This window comes from Verrucomicrobiia bacterium (genome assembly GCA_026414565.1).
In the GTDB taxonomy this organism is placed as follows: domain Bacteria; phylum Verrucomicrobiota; class Verrucomicrobiia; order Limisphaerales; family Fontisphaeraceae; genus Fontisphaera.
Genome location: JAOAIT010000061.1, coordinates 62,918 through 83,915 on the forward strand (window position 1 = coordinate 62,918; position 20,998 = coordinate 83,915).

A 20,998-nucleotide genomic window follows, 5' to 3' on the forward strand; every position below is an offset into this window, starting at 1 on the left:
GAGCGACGGGCTGATAAAGGCATTTTCATGTTTTGTGCGGGCGGTTGATCAGGGGAAATATAAGCCCATTGGCGGCAGCGTGCCAGCCCGAGGGAGGCTGCCGGGGTGCGGGGAGTGAAGCTGAAGGGGGCGCGGGGAGGGGCGGCGAGGCTCAGAGCTTGCCCTGGCTCAGGCGGTCCTGGGTCTGGCGGTAGGGGGCCAGGAAGAGTTCGTTGTCGCTGATGATTTTGCCGAGGATGCCTTCGAGGTTGGGGAAGTCGGAGCGGTTGATGATGCCGTGAACGCTGAGGGCGAAGGCCTGAAGGGGGTTGAGGGTTTGGTAATTTTCGGTCAGGAGGACGACGGTGGAATGCCGCCGGAGGTGCATGGGCAGGTTTTGGAGGTAAATCAGGCTTTGATTTTCCGGGAGCGAGGCACAATGGAAGGTTTCCTCGATGATGGTGACCTGGTACTGGTACTGGGTGAAGCGGGTCATGAAGTCCTCATGGTCGAGGGCGGCGTGGACTTTGTAGCCCATTTGATCGAGCACGCCCATGACCTGGACCTGCCATTCGAGGGTGCTGATGCCCAGGAGGGCGGGTTTGTCGGCCAGGGTTAAAATTTCGTATTGTTGCATGGGAGGTTATTTGAGTTTGAGGACGGGCGGGATGGGGATGTCGGTCTTTTTTTCCTCGGTTTTTTTCATCTGCAGGTCGCTGTAGGCGGAGGTGATTTCGCCGCGTTTCTTTTTGATGTTGTCAATGCCGCGGCTGACGATGGCGCGTTTGCTGGCGGCCATGAGGGCGGTTTCCTCGGAGATGATGTTGTTTTCGAAGGCTTCGAGGCAGGCCTGGTCGAAATGGCGCCAGCCGAAGGGATAGGCGGCCTCGATGATTTCGTAGAAGCTCTTGCCCTCGCTTTCGCCGTGGATGATGGAATCCTTGGTGCGGAGGTTGTTGCCCATGATTTCGAGGAGGGCGTAGCGGCCGCCGCCGATTTTGGGCACCAGGCGCTGGCTGATGACCCAGCGGAGGGTGTCGGCGAGGCGGACGCGGACCTGCTCCTGTTCCTCCGGCTCGAACATGCCGAGGATGCGGTTGATGGTCTGGCCGGCGTCAATGGTGTGGAGGGTGCTGAGGACGAGGTGGCCGGTTTCGGCGGCGCTGAGGCCGATTTCGACGGTTTCGCGGTCGCGCATTTCGCCCACGAGGATGATCTTGGGGGCCTGGCGCAGGGCGGCGCGGAGGCCGCTGGAGAAGGAGTCGAAGTCGTTGCCCATTTCCCGCTGGTTGAAGGTGGCCTTTTTTTGCGGGTGCACGAACTCCACGGGGTCTTCGAGGGTGATGATGTGGATGGAGCGGGTTTCGTTGATTTCGTTGAGGAGGGCGGCGAGGGTGGTGCTTTTGCCGGAGCCGGTGGCGCCGGTGACGAGGACGAGGCCGGTTTTTTCCTTGGCGACCTGGTAAAAGATTTCCGGCATGCCCAATTCCTTGAGGGTGGGGATTTTGGTGTTGAGCTTGCGGAGGACGCAGGAGTAATGGCCGCGCTGGCTGAAGATGTTGACGCGGAAGCGGGCCCGGCCCTCGACGCCGTAGGAGGCATCGCAGGAGCCGCTGCGGAGCAGGTCTTCCATGAGGCGGCGGTTGCCGCCGATGAGGTTCAGGGCGATGGTTTCGGTCTGGAAGGGGGTGAGTTTTTCGATGGGCGGATCAATTTGGATGGGCCGCAGCTCGCCGTCGTGCTCGACCTGCAGGGGTTTGTCCACCGTGATGTTGAGGTCGGAGACGTCCGGATGATAATCGAGCATCCGGTTGAGGATGTAGTCCAGTTCGTTGCGTCGCATAAGCGGGAGGCCCGCGGGGCCGCGGGGGCGGCCGGCGGGCCGGGTTGGTTATTCCACATCGCCGTTGGCCCGGGCTTCCTCCTGCCGTTCCGGCGACAGGAAGGGGAAAAACTTTTTCTTGTCCAGGCACTTTTCGAAGGCTTCGTCGGGGGAGATGCGCTTCATTTTGAGGTGGTCCATGATGGCGTCGTCGAGGGGCTGGTTGCCGATGCGTTTGCCGACCTGGATCATGCCGGGGATCTGGTGGGTTTTGCCTTCGCGGACGAGGTTGGCCACCGCGGTGGTGAAGACGAGGATTTCAAGGGCGGCCACGCGGCCCTTGCGGTCAATGCGTTTGAAGAGGTTTTGGGCCACGACTCCGCGCAGGGCCTCGGAGAGGGTGGCGCGGATTTTGTTTTGTTGGTCGGCGGGGAAGACGTCAATGATGCGGTCCACGGTTTTGGCGGCGCTCTGGGTGTGGAGGGTGCCGAAGACGAGGTGGCCGGTGCTGGCGGCGGTGAGGGCCAGCTCGATGGTTTCCAGGTCGCGCATTTCGCCGACGAGGATGATGTCGGGGTCTTCGCGCAGGGCGCCGCGGAGGGCGGCGGCGAAGGACTTGGTGTGGACGCCCACTTCGCGGTGGTTGACGAGGCAGCCCTTGCTTTCGTGGACGAACTCGATGGGGTCCTCGATGGTCAGGATGTGGTCGCGGCGGTTTTTGTTGGCGTAATCCACCATGGCGGCGAGGGTGGTGCTTTTGCCGGAGCCGGTGGGGCCGGTGACCAGCACCAGGCCCTTGTGGAGCATGCAGAATTTTTTGAGGACGGGCGGCAGGGGGGCGTCGAGTTTTTCGAAATCCTCGAAGGACAGGACCTTGCTGGGAATCTGGCGGAAGACGGCGGCGATGCCATTTTTCTGGTTGAAGAAGTTGGCGCGGAAGCGGGAGACGCCGGGGATTTCATAGCCGAAGTCCACGTCGCCGGTTTCCTCGAACACCTTGATCTTGTACTCGGGCGCGATCTCATAGAGCATGGCCTTGAGCGAGTCGTTCTCCAGCGGCGGGAAATCCACCCGGTGCAGCTCGCCGTTGATGCGCAGCATGGGCGGATTGCCGGAGGACATGTGGAGGTCCGAGGCTTTTTGTTCGAGGAGCAGATTAAAAAAGGCGTCAATTTTGGCCATAAAAATGGATATGTGTCAGTCCCGCCTCATACTATTAGATGAAAATGTCGAAACTGCAAGCTTATGAATGACCTGCGGGAGGTGGTGCGGGAGGCGCTGCGCGCCGGCGGGGGCGCCCTGCCGTTTGCGCGGTTCATGGAGCTGGTGTTGTATCATCCCGGCCTGGGTTATTACGAGCGCCGCGAGCACACTCCCGGCCGGCGGGGGGATTACTTCACCAGTGTGAGCGCCGGGCCGTTGTTTGGGGAATTGCTGGCGCATCAACTGGCCGGCTGGCTGCGGGAATATGAACCCGCCCGCCCGCTGGTGGTGGTGGAGGCGGGCGCGCATGACGGGCGGCTGGCGGCCGACGTGCTGGGGACGCTGCACCGGCGCCATCCGGAGCTGGCCGCGCGGGTGATGTTTTATTTGTGGGAGCCGTCCGACACGCGCGCGGCGTGGCAGCAGGAGACCCTGGCGCCCTTTGCCGGGCAGGTACGGCGTGCGCGGACGGCGGAAGAGTTGCCGCGGCCGCTGGCGGGGGTGATTTATGCCAATGAACTGCTGGACGCCCTGCCGGTTCACCGGCTGGGGTGGGATGCCGCCCGGCAGGAATGGTTTGAGTGGGGAGTGCAAGAAGGCTGCGGGGGTCTGACCTGGACACGGCTGCCGTTGAGTGCGGCAGAACTGGCGCCTGACTTGCCGCAGGCCGTGCTGGAGGTGTTGCCGGCGGATTTCACGGTGGAGGTGGGGCCGGCCGCAGTGCGCTGGTGGCAGGAGGCCGCGGCGTGTCTTGGGGCGGGGGGGCGGCTGGTGACATTCGATTATGGCCCGCTGCAGGCGCTGCCGGTGGATCCGCGGCGGCCGCGCGGCACTTTGCGGGCCTACTGGCGGCATGCGTTGCAGGAAGATTTGCTGGCCCGGCCGGGGGAGCAGGACATTACGGCGGATGTCCCATTTGCGGTGCTGGAAGCGGCCGGGCGGGCGGCGGGGCTGGTGACGGAGCACTGTGAGAGACAAGGCCGGTTTTTGACGCGGCTGGCCCTGGGGCTGGGGGAGGCCCTGGAGTGGACGCCGGCGCGGCGGCGGCAGTTCATGACGCTGACCCATCCGCAGCACATGGGCGAGCGCTTTGGGGTGCTGGTGCAGCGGCGAGCGGCGGCCTGATCAGGAGGCGGCGGCGGTCTGGGCCTGCCGCTGGCGCAAGAGGGGGTGAAACTCCTCGGCCACGATGTACCCCACGCAGTTGGGCGCGCCGCAATGGCAGGGGTGGTCCTGGTAATCCACCAGGTCGTAGCCGTAATTGAAGGTCAGCTCCTCGCCAGCCCGGATGTTGCGGCGGGCCACGATCCAGATGCGGCCATGGTCCATGACGGCTTCGCAGTTGGGATCGCAACTGTGATTGAGAAAACGGGCGGGATTCCAGGGCACCAGGCCGTCCAGGTCGAATTGCTCATCGAGATGAAAAATGTAGGCGTTCAGGGCTTCGCAACGCCGCAGGGATTCGGCCTTGGAGATGCGCTCGCCGACGTACTCCAGGATGCGGGTGCCGGCGGGGATGTCCCGCCGGGCAAAACCGCCGCGCCCGTGGATGGGCGAGTCGTGAATTTCATACAGCTCTTCCATTTAATTAACGGTGGATATTATGATTATCCATGGCGGGCTGGAAAGGTTTGATTTACCCCCGGCGGTCCGATGGAGTGACCGGCGGGGGCAGGGGCGGTGCGCGCCGGCCGTTGGTGATTGGAGTGTGCTTAACGCGGCGAGGGCATGGCCGAGGGATTGGCGCTCCATGCCAGCGGGAGCAGGCGCAGGACACCGTAGGCGTCCAGGGGCACAAACCAGCCGGTTTGCAGGTTGCCATCGGCTCCCTCCAGGGCGGGGGAGAAGCAGCCCTGGACGCGGCTTTGGGCCACGGTGCGCAAAGTGGCGGCGGCCTCCACCACGGCGATGTTTCCTTGCGATTGCACGCCCAGCCACGTGCCCAGCGGGACGAGTTTTTCGGGGTAGCCGTTGAAGTTCAGGCGGCCCCATTCCTGCCATTTGCCTTGAGTGTCGAGGCGCCAGCCCAACAAGGTGGTGGCGCTGGCGTCAGGGGCGTATTTGCCTTCCAGGTAGAACACGCCGCCCTGGTGCACCCGGGGCGGCTGGGCTTCGGCGGGCAGTGGCAGGGAGGCCACCAGATGGAATTGGGTGCCGTCGTAGGCGCCGGCGTCCACGTATTGCCGGTAGTCGCTCAGGCCATTGGTGGTGTAATGGGGGCCGGTGGTATAGAGGATGTTGCCTTCGTGGGAGAGGCCGATGAGCGTGCCGGGGAGGTTCACCGGGGCGCGCACCACCGGCTCCTGGGGATCGGTGAAATCCACCACCGAGAGATAATGCTTTTGCTCCACCCGCCAGGCATAGGGCACGGGTTCGCCGACGGGATAATCGGAGGGCACGCTGATTGGCGCGGACCAGGCCCTGGCGCCATGGCTGAGGAAGACGCAATTACCCTGAGCCACCGGGCGGCTGAATTGGAGCCAGCCGTTGGTGCTCAAATCCACGGAGGAGACCCATTTAATGGGCGAGGTGGGGCTGCCCACTTCGAAGGCCACCATCTCGCCGCCGCCGCTGCCATAGATGGGGCCGGGCCAGAAGCCAAAGCGGCCCAAGGTGATGGGCCCATCCCAGAGCACCGGCATGATGTAATAATAGGGCAGGGGTTGGGTGTTGACCCAGACGAGGAGGCCATGGTCCAGCCAGAGCGGCTCCCATTGCTGGCCATAATCAGCGTGGCCGTGGTTGCCCTCGTACACGCCCAGAATCTGGAGCTGTGGCAGGGCGGCGAGGTCAATGACGGTGAGTTTGAAGTTGCTGTCAGTGCCGGCGGGGGAATCGGTTGCCGCATACCCGCGCCACCAATAACCATCGGAGGGGGTTTGCAGGAGGTAAAGCCGGTCGTTGCGCAACGTGGCGCCGACCACGGGCCAGGCGGAGAGCCGCAACAGGTTCACGACGCGATTGGGGTCGGCCTGGGTGGAGACGCGCAGGACGGGCTGGTCGTTCGGGTTGCCGCTGTAGTAGTTGCGGCGGTCAAACAACTGGAGCAGATGGGAGCCGGCCACCCAAAGGCGGGAGACGGGCCAGGAAAGTTCGAGGGAAGCGGTGACCCGGGGATGATCGCGGTCGGCGGCGTCCACCGTCAGCAGCTCCCAGCCGGAGAGGGAGAGGATGCGGTTCTGGTAGAGAGTGGCGCGGCGGGGCTGCATTTGGTGCTCGATGACGCCGCGCTGGACAAGATTGGTCTGGCGCAGATCAATCAACTGGACGCGCTGGGCGTAGCCGTTGGAGACCAAGCCGCCGTAAGGGACCAGGATCAGGCCGGCTTGCGGCAGGACGGTGAAGGCTTTTTCATCCAGGTTGGCCTCGCTCCAGGAGGCGTACTCGCCCAGGAGGATTTTATTGTGCAGGCGGGGCTGTGCGGGATTGCTGACATCGAAGAGGGAAACGGCGACGCGGCTGTTTTCCCAGCCCACCGCCACCAGACGGTCGCCCAACGGCTCGATGTAGGTGGACCAGCCGGGCACTTCAAGCTCGCCAGCGATGCGGGGACGGGCGGGGTCGGACAAGTCCACCACCCAGAGCGGGTCCACCTGGAAGAAGGTCACGACATAGGCGCGCGTGCCGTCGAAGCGGGTGGCGTGGAGGGATTCGTTGTAGCCGAGGATCACTTCGCCCAGTTTGGCGATGCCCAAGGGGCCGGCGCTGCGGGGATCGGGCAGGCGCCAGGTTTCGAGGCGGGTGCGCATGCGGTTGGTGGGGGTGGGCGTCCAATCCTCGGCCACGGTGGTCAGGATGCCGCCGTGATAATGGATTTTGAATTTGTCCTTGAGATGGCCGGCGGGCTGGAGGGAGGCGAATTCCTGCATCTGGCCGTTGGGGGCGGTGATGTCCACCACATGGAGGACGGAGCGCTGGAAATTTTCACGGCTGCGATGGGCCACGAAGAGGAAGGTGTCGGTGGCGGTCACGACGTCATCGCTCTGGCCCGCAAACCAGAGCTGGGTGCGGCGGAGGGGCCGGGCGGGGTCCGCCAAGTCGAAGGATTCCACCATGGTGCCGTATTCCCACTGGGTGTTGGTGGTGCCAGTGACGGGGCGGTACACGGAGCTGGAGACATAGAGCGCGGTGCCCACCAGGCGGCTTTCCTGCAGGCGCCCGGCCACAGGGGCGGTGGCGGCGGGGGAGGGGGTGGAGCCGGCCACATTGACCACCAGCACCTGGCCGCTCTGGTAACTGCCGCTCTCGCAGGTTTCGCGGACCAGCAGCACGGCATAAGTGTCATTTAACACGTACATCTGCTCGCCGACCGCCGGCAGGGACAAGGTGCCCCGCAACCGGGGCGCATCCGGATTTTGCAGGTCCACGATTTGCAGGCCGCGGTTTTGGTTGAAGTAGTAAAGTGTTGCGCCGCGGATTTTCCAGATGTCGGACTCGACGACTTCGCGGGGCTGGCCGCCGGTGTCCATATCGGTGGGGGTGCGCACTTCGATGCCGCCCATGCCGGTGGAGGTGTAGATCATCGGGCCGCCGTAGGTGTTCACTTCCGTCTCGGCCGGGCCGGAGAAATTGGTCTGGCCGGTGTAGAAATTGTCCGGCAGTGCCGCCTGGGGGCGCGCCTTGACGCGCAACATTTCCATGGACCTGCCCGGGGGCAGGGAGACGGTGAGCCGTCCGCCCCCGCCGTCGGTGCGCACCACCGCGCGCGGTTCCCAGGTGCCGCGGCCAAAGCGGGCGCGGCCTTCCAGGGTGATTTCGCGGAAGCCCACCGGTGCTTGGATTTCAACGAGGATATTGGTGCGGGTCGGTTTGATGGCGGTGATAACCGGCACGGGAGGGACCGCCAGGGCTAGGCTGGCGGCCAGCAAAAACATTCCCCCCGCCCCGGCGGAGAAACGCCCAAAGCGGCTGCGCAAAATCATAAGCGTGTCCGGCTGATGTTTAAGACTCCAATAACCAATAAACGCCCCCGAATCCTCCCTGTCAAGCGAGGCAAGGGGGTATTTGTTGGGGGCCACTCTGGCCTTTTGGCGGGTGGCCGGTGGTTTATTGCACGCGAAGGGTGACCGGACCCAGGAGGCCCGAGGGCGGAAGGGGCGAATCTTTTTGCCAGTGGCGCCAGGTGGCGAACGCCACGCGGCCGGTGGGACTGGGCCGGCCTTGGCGGAGCCACGCCGGCCATTCCTTGAGGCTGCCGTTACGGTGCCAGTCTGCGTCTGGCGGGAGCTGTTCATCGCCGATCAAGCGGTTCAGCCACAGGTTGGCGACTTCGATTGCGATCTGGTTGGTGCCGCGTTGCAGCGCCGGCGTTAAATCCACAGTCCAAGGTTGATGCCACGCCACGCCGGCGGTGCGGCCGTTGACGCGCACGCGGGCCATGACGGCCACGCGGCCCAGATCCAAGGTGGCCTGCGCGCCCGGCCAGGGGGGCTGCCAGTGCAGGGTGGTTTGGTAGGTGGCCAGGCCGCTGAAGAACCGCACGCCGGGGAGAGGATGCTGCGACAAGTCCATGAGCTGTTCCAAGGTGATGGACTCCGGCGCGCCGCGGCCCGGTTGAAACCGCACCTGCCACGGGCCGCCGATTTCGATGGCCAATGCCGGCCGGCCTGCGTCGGCCCGGCGGGCCGCCTGCGGGGCGGTCCAGGTTTTTTGCCAGACGATGAAGCAGGATTCCTCCGGTCCGAGCGTGAGCGCAAGGGTGGTGCGGCCGGCTTCCTCGTGATATTCCGTGAGCCGTTGCTGCGCGCCGGTTTTGGGGTCCCAACGCTCGGGGCGCCGCGCGTGGACGCGAAACCAACAGCGGGCGGTGACGGCGGTGCGAGCCGGGTTGGCCACAAAATAAACTTCGGCCTCGGGCAGTTGCCGATGGGTGTAGCGCAGCGGGGCATCTGCCTCGAAATCAGGGGGGAGGCCCAGACGTTGCAGGACGGCGGCGGCCTGGGCGTAATCCCCGTAGAGGCTGGGCAGGGCACTGGCCGGCCGCTGCTGACCGGCTTTGGGCCAGGGCGCCATGCCCGGCGGCCCCAATACGCGCGCGGGGCGCGGGTTCTGGGCGGAGGGCAAGCCCAAGGCGGCATGCCATTGTTCATCGGTGACGATGAGCTGCTCTTCGCCGTGGCCCAGGCGAAGCAGCAGGGCGGCGAGCAGGCCGGCGGGGTTGGGGGTGTCGCCGGCATTTTCCGCGGTGATCTGGAGGACATTGGTGCCGGGGCGCAGGGCGGGGGTCGCGGCAAATTCATATTGGAGATGGAAGTTGTCGCCACTGCCGAGGGGCTGGCCGTTGAGCTGGGCGGTGAAAGAATTATCGGCGGTGATGCGGAGCCAGGCCTGGGTCACGGAGATGCCATGCGGTAAAACGAAGGCGCGCTCAAAATGGCAACGCCCGGGCGGGGCGGCCTGGTGTGGCTCGCCGTCAGGATACCAAATCCAGCGCGCTGCGGCGGGCCAGGGTGCAGGCGGTTGGGTGGCGGCGGCGTAGGCGTTGCGCCAGCGCTGGCGGTCGGTGGGGATGACTTGACCCCGGCCCACGGGGCGCGGCTGCCCGGGGACGGGATGCGGTCCCCACAATTCATGCACCCATTCGCGGAGGCGCTCCGGGTGGGCGTCTGGGCTTAGACTGGGCGAGGCTTCCACGGGCGGCCCCATGATAGTGGCGCCTGCTCGGACCAAATCGCGCAGCCGGGCGAGCAGGCGGGGGGTCATGAGGCCATGTTCGGGCAGGACAAGGAGGCGAAACTCTGCGCCGCTGGGGAGGATGAGTCGGCCGTTTTGCACGCGGGCCCCAAACAATAATTCCGGGGCGCAGCCGGCGAAGTTGTAGCCCCGGCGGTCCGGGAGGAAGGCCGTGCCGGCCAGGGCGGACGGGGGCGGCTGCCAGACGAGTGGCGCGCCTTCCGGGGCGAGGTAAAGGATGTCGGCGACGGGCCGCCCGCGTTGGAGGAGGGCCTGGCAGCGGGCCAGGTAGGCATGCCACGCCTCCACCATGGGCCACCAAGTTTGGGTGCGCTCATAATGCGCGCCATACTGGCCCATGGTCATGCCCGGCGCGTATTGAGGCCATGGCTGGTGGGCGAAGCGGTGAAACACCAGGCGGTTGATGCCCAGGCAAAAGGCCCAGTCGGCCTGGGCCTTCATGGCGGCCGGGTGGAGGGAGAAGCCCTCTGGTTTGTCGGCGGTGAATGCCTCGGCTGGGATGAGGGAGCGTCCCTGGGTGTGGGCGATGGAGACGGCCTCGAGGCAACTGTAAGCGGCGTTGAATCCCAGACCTTCCGCCCAGAACTCGCCCATGGGGAGATCGGCCACGCCGCCCAGCGTGAGGTCTGAGCAGGGGTTCATGTCATACGGTTCGATGGAGAGTTGGAAGCCGTGGGCGCGGCCCAGTTCCCGCAAGTAGCGGGCGTAGTTTTCCACCACCAATTCCTGGGCGGTCTGGCGCCAATCCCAGAGAAAACGCTCTGTGTCTCCGCGATTTTGCAACACGCAACCGGCCAGCACCGGCAGCCAGGGGCGGGCGTCGTAGCCGCGGCGCTGGAGGAATTCGGACAGGATGGCTGCTGAGCCGTTTTGCGCGCCCATCTCCCAACTGTCCAGGTGCAGCATCGTCCAGCCGGCGCGGCGGGGGCGGGGAAGCGGGCCCAGCTCGCGCAGGAGGCCGCCGACGAAATGATCGAAATGGGCCTTGACGGCTGCGCGGTCAAACTTGTCGCACTCGAAACCGATGCCCGGCGGGGGGGCGGGGCGGGTGTTGGCGCCGGTGGTGCGGAGGCCGAAGCGCAGGAGCCGCCACTGGCCCGGCGGGGCGTCCCAGGTCAGCCGGCCATCGGGCTGAAGATGGGCGGACAGGTCCAGGATTTGCGTCAGCGGCAGACCGGTGGCCGGAGCCAAAAAATCACCGGCCAGGTAGGGCTTCACGCCGGGCTGGGAGGAAAAGGGCATGCGGAAATACAAGGCTTTTTCGGGTAACTCATCATTCCCGGCGCGCGGCGTGTCAGCGGGCACGGCCAGCAGGACAAGATCGCGGTAGTAGGCGGCGCGGGGTGCTTCTAATTCCCGGGGCAGGCCAAAGACAGGCGGCTGGGGGGCGGGCACGGGGAGGCGGCCTTCGAAACGGCGGCCGCCGGTGACGTTGGTTTCGGCAAAGACCACGTGTTGCATGGATTGCTCGACGGGCACCCAGGGGCCGCCGCTGCCGGTCCAACCGGGACCCACATTGACGGCCATTTCCAGCCCGAGGCGTTCGGCCTCGCGCACGGCGTGTTTGAAGAGCGCCCGCCATTCCGGCCCCATGAAATGGACGGGGCCGGCGGGGACGCCGACGTCCACTTCCATGAGGATGACTCCGCCGATGCCCGCCTCTTTCATGGCGGTGAGGTCGGCGGTGATGCCCTCGCGGGTGATGTTGCCGTTGATGAAAAACCAATACACCCATGGTTGGGCGGTGGGAGGCGGCTGGCGGAAATCGCGGGCCAGCCCGGCCGCCCGGCCGGGGAGAAGGCTGCCCCAGAGAATGATTATCCAGAAGAGTCGCCAACGGGGGCTGCGCAACATGGAGAACATACGCCCTGCTTAGCAGGGCGGCGAGGAAGAGGCAAGTTTGCGGAAGCGGCCCCTGGCTCCGCCGCTGCGTTTTTCGGCCGGGGGCCGGGTCAGGGTGGAGCTAGACCGAGTAATCCAGATAGACAGTTTTGATGCGGGTGTAGAAATCCAGGGCGCCGGGGCCTTGTTCTTTGAAGGAGTCGGTGCTGGATTTTTTGACGCCGCCGAACGGCGCCTGGAGGGCCAGGCCGGTGGAGATTTGATTGATTTTGACCACGCCCGCCTGGATGCGCTCGGCATAGAGCATGGCTTTCTTCAAATCGCGCGTGACCAGGGAAGCGCTCAAGCCCACGTCCACGCCATTGGCGAGGGCCAGGGCGTGCTCAAAATCCTCGGCGGCGAGGACGGCCAGGACGGGGCCGAAGACTTCCTCGCAGGCGATGCGCATGTCGGGTTTCACGCCAGCCAGGATGGTGGGCTGCATGAAATGGCCATGCGCCAGCTCCCCGTCCTGCAGGCGTTCGCCCCCATAAATCAAGGTGGCGCCCTCGGCGACGGCGCCGCGCACGTAGGCCAGATTGGACTCGAGCTGGGCCGCGCTGACGGCCGGCCCCATGTCCACGCCCGGGGCGTCACCGGGGCCAACTTTGAGGGCGGCGGTGCGGGCTACAAGTTTTTCCATGAAGGCGGGCAGCACGGTTTTTTCGACGATGACGCGGCTGGTGGCGGTGCAGGCCTGGCCGGTCAAACCGAAGCCGGCTTTGACGACGAGATTTGCGGCGAGGTCGAGGTCGGCATCGGCCAGGACGAGGGTGGGATTTTTACCGCCCATTTCCATCTGGGCGCGGGCCATGCGCAGGGCCAGGCGTTGATAGATGGCGTGGCCGACGGAATAAGAGCCGGTGAAGGAAAGCGCGGCCACGGCGGGATGATCGGCCAGCTCGGCGCCGACGGCGCGGCCCTCGCCGGTGACCACGTTCAGCACGCCTTTGGGGAGGCCGGCTTCAGCCAGTGCGCGGGCCAGCTCCATGGCCATGGCGGGGGCCTGGGAGGCCGGCTTGAGGATTACGGCGTTGCCGGCCAGCAGGGCGGGGGCCAGTTTCCAGGCGGGGATGGCGATGGGGAAGTTCCAGGGGGTGATGAGGGCCACCACGCCCAGCGGCTCGCGGCGGGTGTAGAGGAAATTGCCGGGCAGATCGTGGGGGATGGTGTGGCCGCCCACCGTGTAACTCAGGCCGCCGTAGAAGCGGAAAATGTCCACCGCCCGCTGCACTTCACCGGTGCTTTCGGCCAGCGTTTTGCCCTCCTCGCGGGTGAGGAGTGCGGCCAGTTCTTTTTTACGGGCATCCAGGAGATTGGAGGCGGTGCTGAGGATGCGGCCACGAGCCACGGGGGTCATGGCGCCCCAGGCGGGGGCGGCCTTTTGGGCGGCTTCGATGGCGGCCCGGGCATCGGGCTGGCCGCCGGCGGCATATTCAGCCACGATTTCCCGAGTGTCTGCCGGATTGCGGGTAACCAGGACGGCTCCGTTGGCGGAAGGCACCCATTCACCACCGATGAATTGTTGATAGCGCCGCATGGAGGGGATGATACCAAGCCCTGGCGGCGGTGTCCATGACGGAGGCGGGAGGCAGACCGCCGCGGGGGAGCGGGAGGTCAAGGCCGGCGGGGCCAACTGCATGACTGGACACGCGCCCTTTTATGAGGGGTTTATGCCTTTCTGCTTGCGCCGCTGTGGCGGGCTTTCTAACAATTTAACAATGCTGGATATCAAGAGCATCCGGGACAACCCGGATTGGGTGCGTGAACGGCTCGCGACCCGCGGCGGCGGGGATGAGGCGCGGGTGGCCGAGGTGTTGGAGTGGGATGAGAAGCGGCGGAAGGCGCTGGCGGAAGTCGAGGCGCTCAAAGCCCAGCGCAACCGGGTTTCCAAGGAGATCGGGGCCCTGATGGCCCAAAAGAAAACCGCCGAGGCCGAGGCCCGGAAGGCGGAGACGCGGGAGCTGGGGGATCGCATCGCGGCCTTGGACAAGGAGGCGGAGGCCGCCAGCCAGGCGCGGGATGCGGTGCTGGTGCGGCTGCCCAATCTGCCGCATGCCAGTGTGCCGGTGGGGCGGAGCGCGGCGGATAACCCGGTGGTGCGGGAGTGGGGGGGGAAGCGGGCGTTCGAATTCAAACCGCGGGATCACATCGAGCTGTGCCGGAGCCTGCGGCTGGTGGATTTTGAGCGGGGGGCCAAACTGTCGGGCAGCGGTTTTTTGTTGTACACCGGGGCCGGGGCGCGGCTGGAGCGGGCGCTGATTCAGTTCATGCTGGAGCTGCACACGCGGGAGCATGGTTTTACGGAGGTATCGCCGCCGTACATCATCAGCCGCGATTGCATGTTTGGGGTGGGGCAATTTCCGAAGTTTGAGGATCAGGCCTACGCGGTGCGGGAGGGGTTGGACGACAGCACGCTGGGGCGGTTGTATTTGCTGCCCACGGCGGAGGCGCCGGTGGCCAACATTCACCGGGAGGAAATTCTGCGGGAGGAGGAGCTGCCGCTCTACTATTGCGCGTACAGTCCGTGTTTCCGGGCGGAGGCGGGCGCGGCGGGGGTGGGGACGCGGGGGATGATCCGGGTGCACCAGTTTGACAAGGTGGAGCTGATCAAGATCGTCAAGCCGGAGAGTGGCTATGACGAGCTGGAGCGGATGGTGGGCAATGCGGAAACGGTGCTGCAACGGCTGGGGCTGCATTACCGGGTGGTGCTGTTGTGCACGGGGGACATGGGTTTTGCCAGCGCCAAGACGTATGATATTGAGGTGTGGGCGCCGGGCCAGGGGGCGTATTTGGAGGTGTCCAGTTGCTCGAATTGCGAGGATTTCCAGGCGCGGCGGATGAATCTGCGTTACAAGAGCCAGACGGGGCAGAATATTTTTCCGCACATTCTCAATGGGAGCGGCACGGCCCTGGCGCGGCTGTTTGTGGCGCTCCTTGAAACCCATCAGCAAGCTGATGGCACTGTGCTGGTGCCGGAAGCGTTGCGCGGGTATCTTGGCCAGGACCGCCTAGCTCCCCCGGCATGAGAATCCTCCTCGCCAGCAGCGAAATCCATCCTTATTCCAAGACCGGCGGGCTGGCCGACATGGTGGGGGCGTTGGGCAAGGCGCTGGCGCGGCAGGGGCATGAGGTGGGGCTGGTGGCGCCGCTCTATCGGGGGGTGAGGGAGCGCTTTGGGGACATTCAAAGGCTGGACTGGTGGCTGGAGGTGCCCTGGGGGGAGGGACGGCAGGGGGGGCAGGTGTATTATCGGGAGCCCGAGAAGCATCTCACCATTTACTTGATTGACCGGCCGGACTTGTTTGATCGAGGGGGCATTTATACCGAGCACGGCCAGGGATATGCGGACAATCCGGAGCGTTACCTGTTTTTTTCCAAGGCGGTGGTGCATCTGGCCAATTATCTGCCGTGGCGGCCGGAGGTGTTGCATTTGCATGACTGGCAGACGGCGCTGGCCGCGCCGCTGGTGCATCATCAACGGCAGCAGGGGGCGCCGGTGAATCTGCCGGGCACGTTGCTGACCATTCACAACCTGGCCTATCAGGGGATTTGTGATGCCCGGCTTTTTGCGCTGACCAACCTGCCCCCGGCCTACTGGTGGCCGGACGGCTGCGAGTTTTATGGGGCGTTTAATTTTCTCAAGGGCGGCATTGAATATGCGGATTGGCTGACCACGGTCAGTCCGCGCTATGCGCGGGAGATCACCACCGAGGCATTTGGGTGCCAGTTGGACGGCGTGCTGCGGCGGCGGGCGGGGCAGTTGACCGGCATATTGAACGGGGTGGATTACGAAGAATGGAATACGGAGAACAATCCGCATCTGCCGCATCCCTATTCGTGGCGCAACCTTGCCGGCAAGGCGGCCAACAAGCGCGCGTTGCAACGGGAGATGGGCCTGCCGGAGCGGGCGAATGTCCCATTGTATGGCAACATTTCGCGGCTGGTGGATCAGAAGGGCACGGATTTGCTGCTGGGCGCGCTGGAGGAGATGCTGGCCACGGACATTCAGTTTGTTTTTTTGGGCAGTGGCGAGCCGGTGTTGGAGGCGGCCTGCCGGCGGCTGGCGGCGCGGTATCCGCAACAGGTGGCGGTGCGCATCGGGTTTGATCAGCCGTTGTCGCATCGCATTGAGGCCGGCTGCGATTTTTATCTGATGCCCTCGCGGTTTGAGCCGTGCGGGCTGAACCAGATGTACAGCCTGCGCTATGGGACGGTGCCGATCGTGCGGCGGACGGGAGGGCTGGATGATTCGGTGGTGGACTACCTGGATGATCCGCGCCGGGCCAACGGCATCAAGTTTCAGGAATACAGCTCGCGGGCTTTGGCGCGGGCCATGCGCAAATCGCTGGCACTGTATGCAGAGCCGGCGCTGCTGCGCCGCTACCGGATCAACGGGATGAAAGCCGATTTTTCCTGGGATCGCACGGCGCGGGAGTACGTGGCCTTGTACCAAAAGCTGGCGGGCTGAGGGGCGCGCGCCGAAAAAAACACCCGCCGCCGTTTCCGGCAGCGGGTGTGGCGAGGCAAGGGAGGAACGAAAACTTATTTCTTCTCCGCTTCGCGCTTGGCTTCCCAGTCACGGGACATGGTTTCGCCGTTGCGCTCAAACTCGATCTTGCCCTTGATGGTGTCGCCCTCGACCTTGCCGCTGTACTTGCTGACCATGCGGTTGTTGTTGAACTCCCGCACCACCTGGAAGGAGATCTCGTTGCCTTTGACCTTGCCTTCGCTGATGGCGGTTTCCTGGGGTTCACCCTGGCGGTTCTGCGTGATGAGCGTGCCCGTCAGTTTTTCACCCTCGACCTTCAATTTGAGGGTGGTTTTACGGGGTTCACCGCCCTGCCGTCCGGGGGTGGACCAGGTCCAGGTCCCGTTGATGTCCGCCGCCTGGGCCATGAATCCAAGGAATACCAAGGCGAAGGTGACCACCGACAACACCGACACGATTGAACGCGATTTGCTTTGCATATTTTCTGTTAGGTTCTGACAAACGCCAATAATCGTGTCTTAACTTTCGTCCCAAACGAAAGCGACACGATACTGTTACACCCCATTGGACGTTGCCTGCGGCCTGAAGGTTACACATTTTTTCCATGCGGCAGACGCCGTGGCCTGGAGGGGGAGGGGGATGGCCAGCAGCGCTGGGCAGGCCGCAGTCCGTCTGGTGTGGCCTTTAATTGGCGGGGGGGACGACTTCGTAGGTTTTGAAGTCCACCTCGCCGCGACGATCTTTGGTTTCCACGATGAGACGATAGGGCACATTGGGCTGCAACGGCTCCGGCGTGGCGCGGGGGATGCTGGGTTTCATGCCCTGGATGCGCTGGCCGTAGATGAACCATTTGGTGGGGACAGAGGTGGAGTCGGAAATCATGTGCCAGAGGGGGCGGGCATATTTGTTGGTTTTGATTTCGTCCGCTTTGACCACTTTGATGGAGGTCAGGGCGTATTTGCCATCGAGCATGAAGGTGACGGGGTAGGCGTCGGGGTTCAGGCGGGAGGTGGCGCCGGGGCGGATGGTGGGGGTGATTTGAATAGGAGGCTGGCGAAAAAAGTCATTATAATAGAGATACGCGCCAACAACGATGGCGAGCAGCAGCGACCAGAAAATGGCTCGTTTCATGTTACAACTAAAGATTGGACGCTGTGCCGGATGAATTATTCGGACGGATCCAACACCGCGACTTGTATGAGTAAAGACGTTTCACGGCAGCTTACGGTTACAAGGAAGGCAGGGGCCTTCACGTTGATTGAATTGCTGGTGGTGATTGCCATCATCGCTCTGCTGGCAGCGATGCTGCTGCCGGCGCTGGCGCGGGCCAAGGAGGCCGGCAAGCGGATTTATTGCAACAACAACATGAAGCAACTGGCACTGGCGTTGCGGATGTACACGGACGACAACGATGATTATGTGCCGCCGCGGATGATACCTGGGGCCTGGCCCACCAAGCTGCATCCTTATTACTACAACTTGAAAGTCTTGGTTTGTCCCAGTGACGGGCCGGACACGCCGCGCAGCCAGTACACGGCCAATCCCAATTCGCCGGACGCGGCGCCGCGGAGCTACATGATCAACGGGTTCAATGACTGGTATGCGTTCACGTACAAGACCACGGATTTCAACCAGATCAGCCGGTTGATGGCCACCAATGCCTTCCGGGATTCGGTGATCGTCAAATCGTCGCAGACGATTGTGTTTGGGGAAAAGGAGAACAGCTCGGGCCATTATTTCATGGATTTTCTGGAAAGCGTGGCCGGGAATGACAACACCGAAATCGAGCACAGCCGCCACATGTCGGATCGCAGCAACCGGGCCGGCGGGGGCTCCAATTTTGCGTTTCACGATGGCCACGTGGAATATCTGAAATTCGGCCGCAGTGTCACGCCGTTCAATCTCTGGGCGGTGACGGATTATTACCGCACCAACACCTTCTTTGTCGGCCAGTGATGGCCGGCCCGGCGGGGGCTGGCTGTGGGCATGGGCGCGGCCTGAGTGTTGTGCTTTGCCCCGGCCCAGGGGTTGCCCTGCGGCGGTGGTTGGGGTGGGCCATGAAACACCACCACGGGCAGGGGAGATTTCCGGGAGGGGAGCGGGGAGACTTCCCGGAAGGCCGGATGCCGTTGCAAGGCTTCTGCCAGCGGATCATTCTGATTCACTAAAAACAACTCTGCCCCTGAAGCCAGACAGGCTTCCGGCGTGGCCGTGGGTTGGTCGCCCAGCCAGGGCAGATTGAGGCAGTAGGCCGTCATCAAGCCCACGCGGCCGCCGGGTTGCAGGGCGCTGCCGGCCATTGGCCCGCGCAGGTTGGTGGCGCGGAGTTCTTCGGCCAGTTGCAGGGCGATTTGGCCGGCGGCGCGTTTGGGGGGCAGCCACCAGAACAGCAGGGCGCAAGCCGGAATGACAAACGACAGCGGGAGGGCGTGGTGGAGCCAGCGTTTGGCCTCGGGCAGCAGGGCGCCGAAGCCCCGGGCCATCCAGACGCCGGTGAGCCACAGGAGGGGGAAGGCGGCGTAGAAATAGCGCTGGTCGCCCAGGCGCAAATAGTTGGGGGCATAGATCAGCATCAGGGCTCCCAGGGCGCAGGCGGCCAGCCGCAGGGGGGGCGGAATTGAGACTGTGAGGGGGTTGCGGCGAGACCACCACCACCAGCCCAGGACCACCGGCCAGTCGAGGAAGAGGGTGGTGAGCATGAGCTGGATGAGGGCGAGGTTTTTGAGGATGACTTTGCATTGATGCCACGCGGAGGGGAGGTTGGCCCAGGGTTGCCAGGTGGCGTAAGACATCTCCGAGGGGTCTTCCCAGGTGGTCAGGCGGCCGGGGGGCGGCGCGTGAAAGGTGCGGAAGGTGGGATGGTACCGCTCCACGTCCGGCGGACCGGCGAGCGCGTGATTGATGCGGGCGGAGCGGGTGAGAGTCAACTGGCCGTAGTGGGCGGTGAGCAGGCTTACCCAGGGCGCTATCACAATGGCGAGTCCCACTAGAAAAGCGGCGAAGAGGCCGGCGTTGCTTTTGAAAAATTTGCGTTGGAGGGGGTTGCCCAGCAGCCAGAGGCCGGCGGTGAGCAGGGTTACCGGGAGGGCGACGGCCTTGGCCAGATAGGCCAGCCCCGCCAGCGCGCCAGCGGCGAGGCTCCAGCGGGGACTGCTGAGCTGGCGGGCGCGGTAGAGGGCCATCCATACCAGGGCAAGGCAGCCGGCCAGGAGGAGGTCGGGGGTGATTTGGGCGACGGACCAGGGAATGGAAATCAGCGCGGCGGTCCAGACACCGGCCTTGGGCCAGGACTCCTCCTCCGGGAGGGTGAGCAACCACTGGTTGCAGCAGACGAAGAAAAACACGGCGGAGAGTCCCATGACGAGGCGCGCGGCCAGCCAGGGCGGGCAGTCCAATACCCGCAAGGGCGCGAGGAGCCAGCTCAGGAGGGGCCCCCAATAACCGTTGAGGGCGAGGGACCAAGAGCCTTGCGCGTAGTAGTCGGCCAGGCGCAAATAGGCGACGGCGTCGGTGTTCAGCGCTTCACGAAACCACCACCCGGCGGCCAACAGGCCGGCCAACTGGACGGCTGCCGCAGCGATGAGGGTTTGGCGCAGCGTCATGCGCGGTGGTCAGGCCCCCGCGGTGAAACCTGCCGGCATCACTTTTGCATCAGGGCCTCGATTTCCTCGGCTTCGATGGGGATGTGGGCCATGAGGTCTGTATTTTCCTTTTCGCCCACCACGATGGTGTTTTCCAGGCGGATGCCGAAGCCTTCCTCTTTGAGGTAGAGGGCGGGTTCGCAGGTGAGGACCCAGCCGGGGGCGATTTTAAGGTGGTTGTAGGTGACGTCATGGACATCCAGGCCGAGGGGATGGGAGACGCCGTGCATGAAATATTTGGCCACGGCGGGGGCGTGGGGATCCTGTTTGCGCACCTGGGCGGGCTTGAGGAGGCCCAGGGCCAGACATTCCTCGGTGAGGAGGGCTTCGCACTCGCGGCGCAAATCGCGGGTGGTTTTGCCGGGGCGAATGCGCTGGATCATCTCGCGCAGGACGCGGAGCACGGCGTTATAGACCTGTTTCTGCCGGCGGCTGAAGCGGCCCGAGACCGGCACGGTGCGGGTGAGGTCGGACATGTACTGGCCGAGGCCGGCCGCGACGTCGAGCAGGACCAACTGGCCGTCCTTGCAGGGCTGGTCATTTTGGACGTAGTGGAGCACGCAGTTGTTGGGGCCGGCGGCGATGATGGGCGGGTAGGCAAAACAGCCCTTGTGGCGGATGAACTCGTGGGCAAATTCGGCTTCGATTTCCGCCTCGTTGACGCCCGGTTCAATGAGGCGCAGGGCGCGGAGGAAGCCGCTGCCGGTAAGCTCACAGGCGCGGCGGATCATGTCAATTTCCCAGCGGGATTTGACGACGCGCAACTGGTGCATGAGCGGCGCCAGGCGGCGGTAGGTGTGGAGGGGGTACTGGCGCTGGACCTGGTGGATGAAGCGCAAGTCGCGGCTTTCCACTTCAATCACCGCGCGCTGGTGTTCATTGGTGTTCAGGTACACCAGGTCCATTTCGCACATGAGCTGGCGGAAGAGGCCGGGGAATTCCGAGAGCCAGCGGATTTCCTTGATGCCGGAGAGCTGGGCGGCCTCTTCCTTGGTGAGCTTGTGCCCCTCCCAGGTGGCGAGATGTTCGTTGGGCTCGCGGATGAAGAGGACTTCGCGCTGGCGCTCGTCGTAGGCGGTGGGCGCCAGCAACAGGAGGGTTTCCTCCTGCAGGATGCCGGTGAGATAGAACAGGTCGGCGTTTTGATGATGTCCCATCACGCCGTCGGCGTTGGTGGGCATGATGTCGTTGGAATTGACCACCACCAGGGAGTTGGGCGGCAGGAGCTCGCGCAGGCGCTGGCGGTTGTGGATGAACAGGTCCGCGGGGAGGGGGATGGGTTTCATG

General features: G+C 64.4%; 15 protein-coding genes. 4 read left to right on the forward strand and 11 right to left on the reverse strand.

The window, feature by feature from the left end:
* Window positions 1–151: 151 nt before the first annotated feature.
* From N3J91_14730 to N3J91_14740, 3 genes are read right to left on the reverse strand one after another with little or no spacing between them, the layout of a single operon-like run.
* A complete protein-coding gene (locus N3J91_14730) occupies window positions 152–616 on the reverse strand; it encodes a hypothetical protein (protein MCX8157675.1) in 465 nt (154 codons plus the stop codon).
* 6 nt (window positions 617–622) lie between these two features.
* The gene (locus N3J91_14735; GenBank protein ID MCX8157676.1) at window positions 623–1,822 is read right to left on the reverse strand and encodes a PilT/PilU family type 4a pilus ATPase; all 1,200 of its coding nucleotides are present in this window, start codon (window positions 1,820–1,822) and stop codon (window positions 623–625) included.
* Window positions 1,823–1,870: 48 nt separating this feature from the next.
* On the reverse strand, window positions 1,871–2,983 hold the full coding sequence (locus N3J91_14740; GenBank protein MCX8157677.1) for a type IV pilus twitching motility protein PilT: 1,113 nt from the start codon (window positions 2,981–2,983) through the stop codon (window positions 1,871–1,873).
* Between the two features lie 63 nt (window positions 2,984–3,046).
* On the opposite strand from N3J91_14740, the gene N3J91_14745 reads away from it, so the two are divergent.
* A complete protein-coding gene (locus N3J91_14745; GenBank protein MCX8157678.1) occupies window positions 3,047–4,129 on the forward strand; it encodes an SAM-dependent methyltransferase in 1,083 nt (360 codons plus the stop codon).
* Here N3J91_14745 and N3J91_14750 read toward each other — a convergent pair whose 3' ends face one another.
* The 4 genes from N3J91_14750 to N3J91_14765 form a co-directional block, all read right to left on the reverse strand.
* Complete coding sequence (locus N3J91_14750; protein MCX8157679.1) at window positions 4,130–4,588, reverse strand: SET domain-containing protein-lysine N-methyltransferase; 459 nt, start codon at window positions 4,586–4,588, stop codon at window positions 4,130–4,132.
* 128 nt (window positions 4,589–4,716) lie between these two features.
* The gene (locus N3J91_14755) at window positions 4,717–7,926 is read right to left on the reverse strand and encodes a beta-propeller domain-containing protein (GenBank protein MCX8157680.1); all 3,210 of its coding nucleotides are present in this window, start codon (window positions 7,924–7,926) and stop codon (window positions 4,717–4,719) included.
* 124 nt (window positions 7,927–8,050) lie between these two features.
* Window positions 8,051–11,560 carry a glycosyl hydrolase gene (locus tag N3J91_14760; GenBank protein ID MCX8157681.1) on the reverse strand — a complete coding sequence of 1,170 codons (3,510 nt, stop codon included), beginning with the start codon at window positions 11,558–11,560 and terminating at the stop codon, window positions 8,051–8,053.
* Between the two features lie 100 nt (window positions 11,561–11,660).
* Window positions 11,661–13,118 carry an aldehyde dehydrogenase family protein gene (locus N3J91_14765; protein MCX8157682.1) on the reverse strand — a complete coding sequence of 486 codons (1,458 nt, stop codon included), beginning with the start codon at window positions 13,116–13,118 and terminating at the stop codon, window positions 11,661–11,663.
* 181 nt (window positions 13,119–13,299) lie between these two features.
* Between N3J91_14765 and serS the strand changes: the two genes are divergently transcribed.
* Window positions 13,300–14,607: a serine--tRNA ligase gene (gene serS, locus N3J91_14770; protein ID MCX8157683.1), complete on the forward strand. Its 1,308-nt coding sequence runs from the start codon at window positions 13,300–13,302 to the stop codon at window positions 14,605–14,607.
* Window positions 14,604–16,049, forward strand: coding sequence for a glycogen synthase GlgA (gene glgA / locus N3J91_14775; protein MCX8157684.1), 1,446 nt, complete (start codon window positions 14,604–14,606; stop codon window positions 16,047–16,049). Before serS ends, glgA begins: the two co-directional genes overlap by 4 nt.
* A gap of 74 nt (window positions 16,050–16,123) precedes the next feature.
* Here the strand turns inward: glgA and N3J91_14780 are convergent, their stop codons facing one another.
* Window positions 16,124–16,549 carry a hypothetical protein gene (locus N3J91_14780; GenBank protein MCX8157685.1) on the reverse strand — a complete coding sequence of 142 codons (426 nt, stop codon included), beginning with the start codon at window positions 16,547–16,549 and terminating at the stop codon, window positions 16,124–16,126.
* A 205-nt stretch (window positions 16,550–16,754) separates the two neighbouring features.
* Entirely contained in the window at window positions 16,755–17,201 is a 447-nt protein-coding gene (locus tag N3J91_14785) for a hypothetical protein (protein MCX8157686.1), read from the reverse strand.
* A 66-nt stretch (window positions 17,202–17,267) separates the two neighbouring features.
* Here N3J91_14785 and N3J91_14790 point away from each other — a divergent pair, with 66 nt between their 5' ends.
* Window positions 17,268–18,026: a DUF1559 domain-containing protein gene (locus N3J91_14790; GenBank protein ID MCX8157687.1), complete on the forward strand. Its 759-nt coding sequence runs from the start codon at window positions 17,268–17,270 to the stop codon at window positions 18,024–18,026.
* Here N3J91_14790 and N3J91_14795 read toward each other — a convergent pair.
* Both N3J91_14795 and N3J91_14800 read right to left on the reverse strand, forming a co-directional pair.
* Window positions 17,993–19,672, reverse strand: a complete 1,680-nt coding sequence (locus tag N3J91_14795) for a glycosyltransferase family 39 protein (protein ID MCX8157688.1) — start codon at window positions 19,670–19,672, stop codon at window positions 17,993–17,995. The two genes, N3J91_14790 and N3J91_14795, sit on opposite strands and share 34 nt — an antisense overlap.
* Before the next feature lie 38 nt (window positions 19,673–19,710).
* Window positions 19,711–20,997 carry a Xaa-Pro aminopeptidase gene (locus N3J91_14800; GenBank protein ID MCX8157689.1) on the reverse strand — a complete coding sequence of 429 codons (1,287 nt, stop codon included), beginning with the start codon at window positions 20,995–20,997 and terminating at the stop codon, window positions 19,711–19,713.
* Window position 20,998 lies beyond the last annotated feature (1 nt).

Excerpts from the sequence above, each read along its gene's own strand:
- N3J91_14785 (MCX8157686.1), bottom strand. The coding sequence starts at position 17,201 with ATGAAACGAGCCATTTTCTGGTCGCTGCTGCTCGCCATCGTTGTTGGC.
- N3J91_14800 (MCX8157689.1), bottom strand. The coding sequence starts at position 20,997 with ATGAAACCCATCCCCCTCCCCGCGGACCTGTTCATCCACAACCGCCAG.
- N3J91_14745 (MCX8157678.1), top strand. The coding sequence starts at position 3,047 with ATGAATGACCTGCGGGAGGTGGTGCGGGAGGCGCTGCGCGCCGGCGGG.
- N3J91_14765 (MCX8157682.1), bottom strand. The coding sequence starts at position 13,118 with ATGCGGCGCTATCAACAATTCATCGGTGGTGAATGGGTGCCTTCCGCC.
- N3J91_14730 (MCX8157675.1), bottom strand. The coding sequence starts at position 616 with ATGCAACAATACGAAATTTTAACCCTGGCCGACAAACCCGCCCTCCTG.
- glgA (MCX8157684.1), top strand. The coding sequence starts at position 14,604 with ATGAGAATCCTCCTCGCCAGCAGCGAAATCCATCCTTATTCCAAGACC.
- N3J91_14795 (MCX8157688.1), bottom strand. The coding sequence starts at position 19,672 with ATGACGCTGCGCCAAACCCTCATCGCTGCGGCAGCCGTCCAGTTGGCC.
- N3J91_14735 (MCX8157676.1), bottom strand. The coding sequence starts at position 1,822 with ATGCGACGCAACGAACTGGACTACATCCTCAACCGGATGCTCGATTAT.
- N3J91_14760 (MCX8157681.1), bottom strand. The coding sequence starts at position 11,560 with ATGTTCTCCATGTTGCGCAGCCCCCGTTGGCGACTCTTCTGGATAATC.
- N3J91_14755 (MCX8157680.1), bottom strand. The coding sequence starts at position 7,926 with ATGATTTTGCGCAGCCGCTTTGGGCGTTTCTCCGCCGGGGCGGGGGGA.
- N3J91_14790 (MCX8157687.1), top strand. The coding sequence starts at position 17,268 with ATGAGTAAAGACGTTTCACGGCAGCTTACGGTTACAAGGAAGGCAGGG.
- N3J91_14780 (MCX8157685.1), bottom strand. The coding sequence starts at position 16,549 with ATGCAAAGCAAATCGCGTTCAATCGTGTCGGTGTTGTCGGTGGTCACC.
- N3J91_14740 (MCX8157677.1), bottom strand. The coding sequence starts at position 2,983 with ATGGCCAAAATTGACGCCTTTTTTAATCTGCTCCTCGAACAAAAAGCC.
- N3J91_14750 (MCX8157679.1), bottom strand. The coding sequence starts at position 4,588 with ATGGAAGAGCTGTATGAAATTCACGACTCGCCCATCCACGGGCGCGGC.
- serS (MCX8157683.1), top strand. The coding sequence starts at position 13,300 with ATGCTGGATATCAAGAGCATCCGGGACAACCCGGATTGGGTGCGTGAA.